This window comes from Bradyrhizobium sp. WYCCWR 13022, assembly GCF_030435535.1.
Classification (GTDB): Bacteria; Pseudomonadota; Alphaproteobacteria; order Rhizobiales; family Xanthobacteraceae; genus Bradyrhizobium.
The window spans coordinates 200,344-213,108 of sequence record NZ_JAUIZJ010000009.1; the positions used below are offsets into that span (position 1 = coordinate 200,344).

10 protein-coding genes are annotated in these 12,765 nt (G+C 58.4%); 7 read left to right on the forward strand and 3 right to left on the reverse strand.

The features are described from left to right. The first annotated feature begins 243 nt into the window (after window positions 1-243). The 7 genes from QY049_RS15365 (at window position 244) to QY049_RS15400 (ending at window position 7,013) form a co-directional block, all read left to right on the forward strand. Window positions 244-405, forward strand: a complete 162-nt coding sequence (locus QY049_RS15365) for a hypothetical protein (RefSeq protein ID WP_232995580.1) — start codon at window positions 244-246, stop codon at window positions 403-405. A gap of 616 nt (window positions 406-1,021) precedes the next feature. Then, on the forward strand, window positions 1,022-1,348 hold the full coding sequence (gene mobC / locus QY049_RS15370) for a plasmid mobilization relaxosome protein MobC (RefSeq protein ID WP_237866544.1): 327 nt from the start codon (window positions 1,022-1,024) through the stop codon (window positions 1,346-1,348). 143 nt (window positions 1,349-1,491) lie between these two features. Next, the gene (locus QY049_RS15375) at window positions 1,492-2,421 is read left to right on the forward strand and encodes a relaxase/mobilization nuclease domain-containing protein (protein ID WP_232995579.1); all 930 of its coding nucleotides are present in this window, start codon (window positions 1,492-1,494) and stop codon (window positions 2,419-2,421) included. 276 nt (window positions 2,422-2,697) lie between these two features. Beyond that, entirely contained in the window at window positions 2,698-3,519 is an 822-nt protein-coding gene (locus QY049_RS15380; protein ID WP_232995578.1) for a hypothetical protein, read from the forward strand. A 1,150-nt stretch (window positions 3,520-4,669) separates the two neighbouring features. Continuing rightward, entirely contained in the window at window positions 4,670-5,440 is a 771-nt protein-coding gene (locus QY049_RS15390; RefSeq protein ID WP_128929582.1) for a DNA-binding transcriptional regulator, read from the forward strand. 15 nt (window positions 5,441-5,455) lie between these two features. Beyond that, a complete protein-coding gene (locus QY049_RS15395; RefSeq protein ID WP_237866542.1) occupies window positions 5,456-6,013 on the forward strand; it encodes a hypothetical protein in 558 nt (185 codons plus the stop codon). A gap of 94 nt (window positions 6,014-6,107) precedes the next feature. Further along, a complete protein-coding gene (locus QY049_RS15400) occupies window positions 6,108-7,013 on the forward strand; it encodes a hypothetical protein (RefSeq protein ID WP_237866540.1) in 906 nt (301 codons plus the stop codon). A gap of 579 nt (window positions 7,014-7,592) precedes the next feature. Here the strand turns inward: QY049_RS15400 and QY049_RS15405 are convergent. From QY049_RS15405 to QY049_RS15415, 3 genes are all read right to left on the reverse strand, one after another. After that, a complete protein-coding gene (locus tag QY049_RS15405; protein ID WP_128929580.1) occupies window positions 7,593-9,686 on the reverse strand; it encodes an ATP-binding protein in 2,094 nt (697 codons plus the stop codon). Next, window positions 9,683-10,696 (reverse strand): SIR2 family protein, encoded by a 1,014-nt coding sequence (locus QY049_RS15410; protein WP_232995577.1) that lies wholly within the window; start codon window positions 10,694-10,696, stop codon window positions 9,683-9,685. Before QY049_RS15410 ends, QY049_RS15405 begins: the two co-directional genes overlap by 4 nt. Window positions 10,697-11,302: 606 nt before the next feature. After that, window positions 11,303-12,616, reverse strand: a complete 1,314-nt coding sequence (locus tag QY049_RS15415) for a DUF2130 domain-containing protein (protein WP_128955173.1) — start codon at window positions 12,614-12,616, stop codon at window positions 11,303-11,305. Window positions 12,617-12,765 lie beyond the last annotated feature (149 nt).

The following is a 12,765-nucleotide window of genomic DNA, read 5'->3' on the forward strand; positions in this document are numbered from 1 at the left end:
GAGACCATATGTGCAGCACAGGAGAGCTTCACCGACGCCCACGCCCGCCAGCTGGCTCGCAAAATTCGTAGCGGAGTTGGGGGCTCCCATGCTGATAGCGAAGGTGCCGCTGGAGCTCAATCGGCGCGAGGCCCGATCGCACCGCAAGTAGCATTGCGACCCATAGAGAGAGACCGTGTAACGGCGGCCGCGGAGAAGAGCTCCAGGTCTTCCGTCCATCGAAATGAGCGAATGAGTTCGTCAGTGACGATCAGAGTGCGCCACCAAGATCGCGCGGGCTGTCTTCTCGTCGATCGGCTCGCGTCTCAAGGCTCACGCCATGCCGTGCTGTTGGTCGATGGCGCAGAAGAAGTGGAAGAGGTGCCGGCATCGACCATCACCATCGAAGAGATCATTTTCGCATGAAGCTGGCCTTCGACTGTCTCCTCAGAAAGACCGCTGCGCTTGGCATGCCGGCGGAGCGGATTTCCCATCCGAAGGATGGCGCGTTAGCGCAGCAGCCGGAGGCCGAACGCGCCCCCCACAGCGCCGTAGAGAGGCCGGAGGCTGCTGGTAAGCCGCGGTCCACATACCCGGTGCCAATGTTGCCGGTCTCCACGCGCGGCGTTCGTGGAATAAGAGCACCGGGGCTGACGGCGGCGCCATTCCCGGAGGAATTCTGCGCATCGATCGTCGGCTGGGTTGGATCTCACCTGCAGCAAATCCCGAGCTTTGAATGCCGAGCCTGTTGGTTCGAACCAACACGGAGGGAGTGGAAGGATTCGCTTTTTCTAGTGCAGGATAGGCTTCGCGCCAGCGATGTATTAGATCGCGATTGGGATTGGAGTGCATGGCTCTGATCTCGCTTCGCGTCTCTGACGAAGTCGCTGCGGAGTTCTCAGCTTTGGCAGCGACCCAGGGCGGCAAATCCGCGCTCTTGCGGCGTCTCATTGCTGAGGCACTTGCTGAACCAGTGCCGCGCATCTCCGTGCTGCCTGTCGGGCGACCGGAGAAGGTGACGGTGCGATTTCGCGAGAGCGAGATGCGGCAGCTCGCGGAAGTGTCACATCAGCGCGGCATGACCCGAACCGGCTGGATCGTTGCATTGGTGCGCTCGCGGTTGGGATCACCGGTGCAGCATTCTCCAGGCGAGCACGAGGCGCTCCGCGCGATTGTTCGCGAGCTCAACCAGATCGGCGGCAACATCAATCAGATCGCGCGCGCAGCGAACGCCAGTGTGCTGCAGGGCAGGGCGGTCGAGCCCGATCTGTCCGCAATTCAAGAGGCCCAGTTGGTCATCGAAAAAGAGCTCGCGCAACTACGCAATGCGCTGCACGGCAACGCGGATTATTGGGATGGGCGGCGATGAGTCGGCGCCATAAGCCGCGGCCGGCAGACCTGGCCTCCGAGCTTCCGCCGATCTCATATGTTTGGGAAACGCCCAATCGGCGCCCGCGGCGGGCCGAGTGGGATATCCCCGATCCGGCGGTTCCTAGTCGCCTGACGCCGGCTATGCGCGCGAAGCTCGAACGGATCGTGCGCCGAGCGCCAGAGGTGATGGTCAAGATCACCGGCCGCACCAAGGACGTGGCGCATCTCAAGTCGCACCTTGCGTATATCACGCGAAACGGCGAGCTCGATGCGGAAACAGAGCAGGGCGCGAGTCTGGCCGGTCGTTCCGGATTGAAAGACCTACAGCAACGCTGGGAGGATGATGCCGGCCTTGACGACAAGCGCCGCCGTGATGGGTCGCTTTCGATCAACATCATTCTGTCGATGCCGGCTGGCACCGATGCCGTCGCCGTCAAGGATTCAGCCCGGGCATTTGCCATCGAAACGTTCGGGGACAATCATGACTATGTCTTCGTCCAGCACCTCGACGACAAACATCCCCACGTGCACTTGACCGTCCGGTCCCTGGGCCACGACGGCAAGCGTCTCAACCCTCGGAAGGCAGATCTGCAGGCTTGGCGGGAGCGATTTGCTGGCGAACTCCGGCTTCGCGGGATAGCGGCCGAGGCAACGCCGCGGCGAACCCGCGGGCGAGTTCAAAAGGCCGATCGCGGGGCGGTGCTCGCTATGCGCAAGCGAAAAATCGTACCTGATGTCGACCGGCTCGCCCGGAAAGAGGTGCTTTCGGAGGTGAGGGGCGGCACGACTGCAAAACGTCCTTGGGACGAGCAGATCAAGTCACGTCAGGATGCGATCCGGCGGCGATATCTCGATTACGCAGCCGAGCTGCAGCATTCTGGAGCGGCGGCAGATCACGCGCTCGCGCGCCAGGTTAGGCAATTCGTGAACGACATGCCCGCCGTTGAAACCCGGCGGCATGCACTAAAGAATGAGCTTTCGGAGCTCACCAATAGCCGTCGCCGCAAGGCAGAGCAGGGAATCGATGCCGAGTTGCGCGGTCACAAGCGAGACGATGAGCGGACGAGGTAAGGCGCCCGCGCGCTCCGCCAACCGTTTCATCGGTTGGCACGTAGATGTGCACTGGCGGCTTGTCATGTTCCTCGAGCGCGCGAACAGCATTGGAGCCGTCAACGGGAAGTTACACCCCTATGGAGCGGCTGCCCTGAGGCGCCTAGGTCCTTGAAAGCTGGCTGATAGATCGTGCATTCTTCGAATCGGCCGTCTCGCCGGACCTGCCACAGGGTCAAAGTGGGCACTATTTCAAATCCTTGGATCGACCGTCATATCCAGGTCGGTGCGTAATCTGTGGACATCGGCCGCCGATATGAACAGGTGGATCCTTTGACCGCTATCCCTTTGACTGAATCTGCGCTCACGTCCGTGAAGCGTGCGGTTAGGCAGGGCTATCCGAACTACAAATCATCCCATCTGACCGAGGCGATCGCAGCCGCATGCGGCTTTGCAAGTCATGCAGCGCTGCGAGCCCGCATGTTGGAGCGTGCACCGGTGCATCCGGACTTTGCATTGCTCGAGGAATTGCCGTTCCTGAGCCGGCTCGCGGCGATGACGGGTGTTCCGACATCGGACGAAGACCTCCGCGGATTCTCCTTCGATCGCCTCAACTACGAGGGTGCGGACGTGATTCCGACCGCGTCCAAGGGGGTAACCAAGGTGAAATACGACGGGTCCCGCAGGCGGCGGGCCTGGCGCAATGTGATGGTCGCCGGGATCAATGCTGGCATCGACCAGGGATTGTTTACGCCGCGTGCAGGAGAAAACAGCTGGCCGCTGCTGGATCCGAGGTACGGGGACGATGGTCGAACGTACCGATTCATGATCGAGGATATTGCGGCGATTGCCAGCGTTCACGACGCGGATTGGGACGAGCTATCAATCCACGTTGCTCTGTGGCCTGCGATCGACGGCGAACGCTGGGTCCGAACGGCAAATGGCGGTTTCCTGGCGGGCGAGGTGTTTGCATCCGGATGGCTTGAGCGCCGTGACGGAGCGTGGCTCCAGGTGGGAGATCACCCCGAGTTTGGTTGTCGGAAGCAGCGCCTGGACCTGATCGCCGCGCTGGATATTCGGCCCAAAGGTTATGCGGATCGCGGCAGCTTTAGGCTTTGATTACGAACGAGGTGCGGGCTGCACGACAGTGCCAAGAAGGAGACGCTTCGCTCTCTCTACGCCTTTGCGTGCTGCGCGCCCCGACTGCGGGATGCCTGTGAAGGCGGCTGTCGGGATCAGACTGATGATGCCGGCGAAAAGTGAGTTTCCTCGGTGGCGATGATGTGCCAGTACGGAGAGCGACATAGTAGGCGCCGGGCAGGAGATGTGTGCTACCGGTGTCGAGGACCAAACGGCTGCCTGGATGGATGATCTGCAGGCGATCGGCAGGCAAGTCTCGCCACCGTGGCGACACGATCAGCACGACGGCGGTCGCCGGCTGACAGCCTAGCGTCTCAACAAGATAGACTTCGGGAAGCCGCGTCTCGTGGGCTCGATAGGGGCCAGATGCCACCAAAGCGGGCAGCGGCCTCTCAACTGGACTCGAAGCCGGCCGCTTTTCGGGCGGCGTGAAGTCGTTAGCCCGATCCGTGTCCCGCTTGTTAAGGCTCCTTCATCCCCGATCTTTTCCGACGACCTACCCCTTCGGGTTGGCCCTGCCCGTCGATTTCAAGGAGTCGTTTGCCCAGCTCCTTCTTTAGAGCGTTGCGATCGCCACCGGACAGGGGTGTTGGATGGTGGTTAAGCGCCATTGAGTAACAAACCGATCGCGAGCGGATCCTTTAGGAGCTCTTGAAAGATAGCCAGCAGCCATCCTCCTCGTAGCGCGCGCTACGATTCTGACATGTCCGATCGGCCGACTTCTGCCCGACGTCCTTCCAGACTGCATGCTGATCGAAAGACCCGACCGCATCTGCCTTTTCGGATCTCAACGATTCGACTGCAGCGCTGGCAGGTCACCCGCAAAACGTGACGAGGGATCTCCGATAGCCGTCGCTGCTGAATTGGCACGCCTGGACTCGTTCCGACGCTCGCGTCAGCCAGGATTGAATCCCAATACTCTTGCGGTAAATCTGCGTCTGAACCGACGGAATGCGATGACGACGACCGAGTAGCGGCGGTCCATTTTTCAATCTGTTTTGGTGACGGCATTCGCCAACTCGCGCGTCGGGACGACACTCCCGCGGAAGGGGAGGGGGACAAAGCAGGTTCTTTTTTCTGACATATTGTCAAAATACGAAGGACAAATTATCAAAACGGATTTTACATAATGACAAGTATTGAGCTGACTGAAATTTTGACATTTCTGGGCCTCGACCTGGCCGAGGCTGCGCAACTGTTGGGAGTTTCGACGCGAACGCTTCGAAGATGGATGGAAGGCGAGGAAATTCCCGGTCCGGCCCAAGCCGCTCTGCGTGCCTGGCACCAACTCCACGCGCGGCACTTGGCTTGGAAGCCGGACGCCATTTCCATATTCGAGAACGACCAAGCTCAGCTCGAGCGTGCGCGACTTCATGCGCGAGAGGTGAGCGGGCTGATCAAAGCGGTCGAAGCTCGCGGCGGGCCGCAAAATCCATGGTCGGTCAATATCGCTAAAGGCGTTGCGACGTTCGGTCCTTTTGAGATCGGGTTTTACAACCTGCAAAACGGAAGCTTCTCTCTCAGCGGGTACCGCCGCAAAGACAGCTCGCCGGACCTCGTGCGGGACAGGCCGTACCTTGAAGATGCCGCGTACAGCATCAGCATGGCTTTTTCAAAGGCCGGCGAAAGCGAAATTGCGCTGGACAACGTCGCGGAGTACGTCCGAAAACATTCGGCCGCGTTTGTTGTCGATGGCCCGCAGCGGCTGTCGCCTGCGGACTCCAAACGCCGCCAGCGGGACATCGAATTACTCGCCGGCAAAATCGATGAACTGGCGAAGCTTGCCGCCAAGGGCAGCGCCAATCACCTTCAATTTGAGGAATTACTGCATCAACTCCACGAACTCGGGTTCTTCCCGACTATCGATCTGGTTTCAGCAGTAGCTAAGGCTATGGTCTAAAATATGAAGAATTCAGTGAGCGTTCCAGATCTTGGCGCGCGAGGTGAGAATGTGTTCATCGGTTGGTGTGAACCGGAAGGGTTTCGTGCCCAGAAATCACAGGCAGACCGTCTCGGCTGGGACTACCTCCTTGAAGGCGAGCCTTTGCGGATGAAAGAGCGTCCGCTTGATTCCCAGAACGATCTTCCGAAATTCTTGATCCAAGTGAAAGCGACAGAAGGATCTCAGCCGCCGAGGATCAAGCTGTCGGCGCTCAAGCATCTCGTTGATGCTGACCTGCCGGCGGCGATCGTCGTCATGTTTTTCGTCAAAGACGGGCGGACGCCGATTCGCACTCTCCTCGTCCCGGTCGATCAAAAAATGATCTACGACACCCTCAAGCGGGTTCGCAGCGAGGAAGCCAAAGGAAAGCGGAACATTCACAGAATCACGATTCTTGTGCCACTCGATCGTGCGGTAGAATTGTCTCCAGCAGGAGAAGGGCTGGCAAAGGCTTTAAACGGAATGCTCGGAGGGGCACCTGCCGATTATAATTGCAGGGAAGGTCGACTACCGCAAGACTTGCGGTTTTGATAACAGATCCATTGTCGGTCGATTTTTCGTTCCAGGAGAAAATGCGGGCGAAAAGATCGGTCAGCTCTTTTTGGGTGGCCCTCGCACGCTTAAGGTGACGGACCTGACGATTGAGCGACGCCGGTTCGGAATTCCGCTCGACAATGATCGCGATGAGTTTCGGGAAGCGGTGCTGGAGCTAAACGTATCGTCATCGATGTCAACCACGGTTGAACTTTCTTCGGAAGCAGGCGAGTGGACCTCGGTAGAGCTCGAGATGTTCGTCACTCCGATATTCGATGGAAAGCTCGGGCCGGTGCGACTTGCAAACAACTTCCTTGAATTTTTGATCGACTTTCCGAAGGCGGAGGCGAACCTAACGCTCAACTATGACGGTGAACGAATTGTCGACCTGGAGGAGGCGGTCGCCATCATCGAGATTGGCGTCATACTGGCCAGGCCGCAGAAATCGATAACGCTCCGTTTCAAGGGAAAAGAGCTCAAGTTGGAAATGGCACCAGGCGAAGGGCCATTTGCGCATTGGATTCCGGCCGCGCCAGTTCTTCGTAGGATTGTATCGGCGATGGTTCGGGCAGGTCGGCAGACAGCGCGCCGCTTTAAATTTGCCGACTTCGTCGATTGGGTTGATACTCACATCGAATTTCTTGCCGTAGCATCAACGCCAGGCGTCAATATCATCTTCAACCATTGGCCTGACGAAATTCAACTGACTTCTGACGATGCTTTGTTGACGCCTTTTTCGCTCGAATGTTTTGGGTCGCGCTATACGGCGCTTATCGAACTTCCGATTGTATCATCGAGCCGCTCGGAGCCGGAGGTCACGCTCATCGGTGGTCGGCCCCATATTGTATCAGAGGTGGTGCGGGCATTGAATGCCGATACGTCTGACTTTGTCGAGAGCGCAGTTGAACGATCGAATAAGGATCGGGGGTCGAAAAGACCGGCCTTTTTCGCGGAGGGATTCTCTAACTGGGATAAGGTCATGCTCTCCATCTCGTAGAGAAGTGCTTATCAGTCACAACGGTGGAAGTACGACCGTAAAAAGCAAGGCCAGCGCAGCCGGCAAAGTCGGCTGAGCTCTCTAAGGCTGGAGACGAGCTTGCGGGGAAAGCAGTCTGCTATTGGGAAGGCAGGTGCTATTCTTTCGATTTCGTCGACACCCTCATCCTCAAAAACTTGGCGCCAGTTGATTGCAATGGTGTCGATCCGATCGATCTCGGCCCTAGCCTCGTCTGTGCTCAGCACGAAGTCCCCGCAACACGAAACGCAGTTAGCAATGCTCGGGCACTTGCTGCCGGATCAGTGTTTCCGTCGAAGCGATCTCATCGCCTGCTGACGCCGGCCGACTTACGCCACTCAACTTAGCGGGCAAGCTGTCATTCGGCATGCAAAATTGGATGCTGAAGGGATCAATTGTGACGCCGAATGACAATAGCGGATTCGACGAACTCGACCTCGCTCTCCGTCTCGTCCTGCAAGCCATTGAGCAATGAGATCACCAGCTCACCTTGTTTTCTCCCGTCGGACTCATAAGGCGTGCGGCAGTCATGGAAACGTCTGATCGAGGAGCGCAGTCTGTTCAATTCTGCGCACTGCCGGTCCAATCGCCGACGAGGGTGGGCCAATCGATCGGACGTGGGTTCTTGCCGATCCAAACGTCCCAGAAATCTGGGTCTGACGATTGCGGCCGATGTGCCTCGGCAAGTTCATCCATCTCCACGAGCAAAGGAATCGGCGTGGCCCATCCCAGCAAAATTGCCTGACGGGATGGTAGGCTAGGTAGCTCCTTTAGCAAGCCCGCCACATTGTCGGGAACGAGACGTCCAACTAGCGCCTGATCGAGGTCGTTTACGATCCGGTGCAGTAGGAAAGTATTGCACTGTGCAAGGATCGTGGGCGAGAGCTCCGATGGGCGTTGTGACGATAGCATCAATCCAAGACCAAACTTGCGACCTTCGCGCGCGATCTTTTCGAACGTCTCGCGACAGAGCTGGGTCGGGTTTTCTGCCGGCCCATCTTCGTTGGCGCCTCGCCGAACAAAGTTGTGTGCTTCCTCTAGAACCAAGGTCGTGGGCAGAGGTTTGCCATCAGGATGAAGCCGTCGGTAGCGCTGCAATGCCTCAAACGTCAGCCGTCCCAGAACCGCAACGACTACGTGGATTATTTCTGAAGGCACCAACGAAAGGTCAACGATTGCGACCTGTCCGTTGGCCGAGGCGTTGCTGCCCACGAACGCGTCAAGCCAGGCATCGAAGGTGATCGCCGGGTCACTTCCAATCACTTGACCGAGTCTCGGGTCCGACATCATGCCGCGGATGCGCATGCCGAGCGTGCTGATGAATCCGGCCAACGCACCTCCCTCCGTCGCTGCTATCCTCTCAAGGTGCTCTGGCAGCATGTGTACGTCGAATGGTATCGGTGCATCTTCCGTAAGATGCGCGATGGCGAAAGCATCCTCTACCAGATCTACGAAGCTCTGCAGTGACCTCCGCACCGCTTCCATGTCCTGTACTGAGAAGGAGTTGAACCAGTCTCCTGACCGACGGGAATTAGCGATAGTTTCGATAATGCTGCTTATCTCTTCCAGAGCTGTCTTGTGCTCACCATCAACGGATTCCGTCATATTGCTGCAGTCTGATGCAATGTTGTCTAGCAGTTCGCCGCAGCGCCGCCGATTGCTTGCGCTGCCAGCGTAGGTCGCGGCACCTTCGGCCAACATAGCGGCGATCATGATGCGATAGGAATACAAATGCCGCCTGACGATAGTTTGGCGAGGCGTCCCCGCCAGCTGCCCGTTCTTTAGTTCACGAAGCGCTTGGAGCAGCAGGGGCCGCTGCGCTCCGGGTCGTGCGAACGATACCGCGGTCCACTCGTGACCGTTCCAGAGCCAGGCCGGCAGACGGAGCGCGCGTTCACCCCTGTTGAGGTCGATGGGCGGGACACGAAACAGGCGGATATTTCCGCCCCTATCTGCAAATGCTTTGGCGTACTCCCCATTAGGATCAAGAATAATAAACCGCGCATTCGGCTGTTCTGTGCCATTCTCAAGAGCGGCCTGCGCCGCATCGAGTGACCAGCGGATCAGCCCAGCGACGGAGCAGGATTTTCCACTACCGGTGTTGCCGAGTACGGCGACGTGCCGCCCGAAGATCTTATCGGGATCGACCATAATTGAGGTATCTGCAGCCAGCGGTGACGAGCCGATGCGAACGCGGCGGTCCTTGTCCTTTGCTCCGACGATAGCTGTGATTTGTTCCGGCGTTGGGATTGGTATCTGATCGCCTACCGAAGGGAACGCAACGATTCCTCGACTCAATTCGAACATACTGCTTCCCTCGCGTCGGTTTCGAGCGACAGACAGGGTGCCGATCGGAGTGAGCGACATCTTCCGCAGAGGGAATGGCAGATCGATCAGGCCGAAATCCTTAAGCCCCGACCGTTTGGGGTACGGCGATCGTTCAATCCCGATCCACGTGACGTAGGCGACGGTAGCACCAGCCTCATTCGGTATCAGCACGTAACTATTGAGCCTTGGGAAGCTCATCGGTGTGCCGGTGTTGAGCGCAGTAGCCTGTGGCGCATCGAGATCGAGCAGCACACGGATCTCATCCGAGGAGATCGACTCGACCGTGCCGATGACCAGTTCAGCGAGCCGTTCGATCGGGGAGCTCACGTTCCTCCTCCAGAGCCCGCTGGCGGCTGACTCGGTTCGGCTGGCGCCAGGCCCGCAGCGGCATCTGCGAAAGCGCGGTTCTTCAGCAAGTCAGACATACGCCCGGTGATGTAATCGAGCGCGGGCTTTGGCAGATAATCGTCGACGAGGTGCTGGAGGCTTCCGAAATGGTTGCCGGCGAGGAGGCTGACTTGTGCAGGACGAGTTTGATTGAGAAATCCCTTGATGCGATCGTCTAGTTCAAAGGCGATGATCACGAGGTGTGCGGACGGAACCGACAGCATATCGAGCAGAACACGGTTGATGTGGTCATCACCGAACCCGTAGCCGTAGGTCACCACCACCGAGTTGGGTCTGCAAGTTGCCGAGGCGAAATCACGGAATAGCTCCGCATAAGGATATTGGGTGGTCTCCACGTCCTTAGCCGGATTAGGATAGATCATCACGGTATCAACTGGAGAATCTGGTAAGCTCGGATGATCGTCGTCGGCACCAAATGGTGTCTCTGACCGATAGATCCGATGCGCGATGGGGTCGAAGCGCCAATCAAGGCTGCCGTGGAGCTTGGTCAGACGGACGACGCCTTCCATAAAGCGCGGCTCACCGCGGATCCCGGGTGGGTTGTAATGATAATCGAGCTCGATCCGAGTGTTGCGGAACAGTGGACGCAAGCTCCCCACAAAGCGATCAATGATCCGTAGCCCCGCTTGATCGCAGCCATGTTCGATCAACCGGTCGTAGTTGGTCGTGAAGATATGTAAACGCTCGCGTGAAGCGGCGCGGCTGACGAAGCTGAGCAGAAATGACTGCACCGTCGCCAGTGCTGATGCACTGTTTGCTTCGAAAATACCTCGCTCGGTAGCAAGCAGTGAGGTTAGGAATGTCGCGATTGCGGAGTTAATGTCGTCGCGAACACCTTGCGCCGACCCCTTATCGATGATGTCAAGACCATCGAGCACAGCAATGGCGCTACGCAACTGATCTTCGATGTTAGCTTGACCGCGACCCATCTTTTTGGCGCTTGCGGTCGCGTGACGAGGATTGCCTTGGCATGTTTCGACTTCCCCGTCGCAATCGCCATACCCGTCGCCTTGACGCCGGCAGCGAAGCCCACAGCAATGGTAAAGCCGCTGCCAAGCAGGAGGTTCAGATGCTCAGCTTGGAATACCGCCGAGAGCCACGGCTCGATCTTTCGGCGGTGTAGCGCGATGAACCGATCAAGTTCGTCTGCGCTTTCTGGGATGCTATCGAAGGTCTCGCTCGATGCACCAACCCGGTAACCGTGCGCCTTCCACTCCATGGACCCTCGCGACGAGTTGCAGGACCGACCTGAGTCCCCGCTAGTAAGTCTTAAAGCAACATAATCAGAGGTTGCAAGGCGGGCAGGTAGTCAAAGTGAAAAAGGTAAGCAGCGAAGCGGCGAGGGGATGAAGGGCATCGAGATTAGCTTCCTCGACTAATCGCTTGAACCGGTGAGGAGACGAGATCTGACGAGGAGTGCCGCTATCCTGGCTCCCTCACGCCTCCAGCTTCAGTCGATCCCGTCCGCCGGCTCGGGTGGAGGCGGCGGGAGCGAGGTATGCTCTCCGACTCGAGCTCGCCATCAGCTTCCGCCATCATCCCACCTTTCGTTCAGGAGCGGCGTGGCTCTCAAGCAGTGGCATATCCAGGCTCGGAATCTCTGGCATGGCTTTGCCGGCGATCGCCTGCAAATCGCCCACCATGCCAACGGTCGACTCCACCACGGCGAGGATCTGAGTTTCGCGCTTGGCCCATTGCCGGCCCATGAACTTGCGTTCCTTGTCCAGGTCGTCGCGCATATCGTTGAATTTCTCAACCACAGCTTCTACCCGCTGCCGAAACTTCGTGCCGGTCAGGTAGTGATAAACCTGCTCCATCTTGGTCTGCTGACCCTGCTGAACGAGGCGCGATCCGCTTACGTCGATCAGCCCCTGGCGCAGCGCCACGGCGACCGGCAATGCGCAACGCGGATGGGCCACCCATACGCCGTCGACTAGGTCAAATTGCTCGACGTGCTTCGGCAGCGCATGAGAGATGATCAGAGCGACGTCGGCGGCGGAACGACGCTGGTCGTCACGCAGTTTGGCAAGCCATCCGTCACTCCATGCCTTGGTTCGCTTGGTTTCCCAAAGGATGATGCCGGCAGGTTTGCCAATGGCGCCATTTATCTGTTGAATAACGTCCGCCCCAAGCTCACCTTTTCCAACCGGCTCAATCGAATCGGTCGGAAAACGTCCGCGCAGAAGCTCTTCGAGCTCGAGCTCGAGTACTTCCCCTTGGGATTGCTGTGATCCCTGCTCGGCCTTGCGCTTGAGCTCCTCGATCGTTCGAGACATCGACTCGATAGTCTGGTCCTTCTCTGCAACGCGTAAGCGCGCAGCCTCGTCGGCTTCCTGCCTGGCCTTGATCTGGATTTCGCTGATTGAGGCCTGCACGCGCTTCTCTATTGTCAGGTCGAGCTCGCGCTTTTCCCCCTCGAGTGCGCGCTGCTGTCGCATCAGTTCGGCTTGCTGCTTTTGGGCCTCGGCAAGCTTTGCGTTGTTGGTAAGCAGGTTGGCTCGCAGCTCCGCGGCTTCCGCTTCCTTCGCCTGCAGCTCGGCCGCGGCCGCCTCTCGCGCCTTCTTGCTTTCGGCCGCGACCAGCTGGGCACGTTCGGCGATCAATCGTTTCGCAACGTGGTCCTCGATTTGCTCGCGGTCCTTAGCGACCTGCTCGCGTTCCAGCCGCAGTGCCTCGGTCTTACGCTCCATCTCTGCATCTTTGCTGGCCAGCTGCTGTTGAAAGCGCTGACGAATTTCAGCGAGGAGGGGAGCGGCCAATGATTCCGTCAACCGGATCTCGTGATTGCAGTTGGGACAATGCAGGGTAGGTTCGTGTGAAGCGCCGGCTGCGGTTACTTTGAAACTCATGAATTCCCCCGTCATCGTAGAGCAGGATTGAACACCATCCGCGCGCGATTGCGATGTCGCCGCTCTCGATGTCCACATCCGCGTCGCCGATATCGACCTGGCCGGGGGATTTTCCACGGAAGGCATCACGACATGTCGACGTAAGGCCA

Bases quoted from the DNA above. Each gene is read 5' to 3' on its own strand.
- QY049_RS15410 (WP_232995577.1), bottom strand. From the start codon at position 10,696: ATGGGTCGCGGTCAAGCTAACATCGAAGATCAGTTGCGTAGCGCCATT.
- mobC (WP_237866544.1), top strand. From the start codon at position 1,022: ATGCGGCAGCTCGCGGAAGTGTCACATCAGCGCGGCATGACCCGAACC.
- QY049_RS15375 (WP_232995579.1), top strand. From the start codon at position 1,492: ATGCGCGCGAAGCTCGAACGGATCGTGCGCCGAGCGCCAGAGGTGATG.
- QY049_RS15415 (WP_128955173.1), bottom strand. From the start codon at position 12,616: ATGAGTTTCAAAGTAACCGCAGCCGGCGCTTCACACGAACCTACCCTG.
- QY049_RS15390 (WP_128929582.1), top strand. From the start codon at position 4,670: ATGACAAGTATTGAGCTGACTGAAATTTTGACATTTCTGGGCCTCGAC.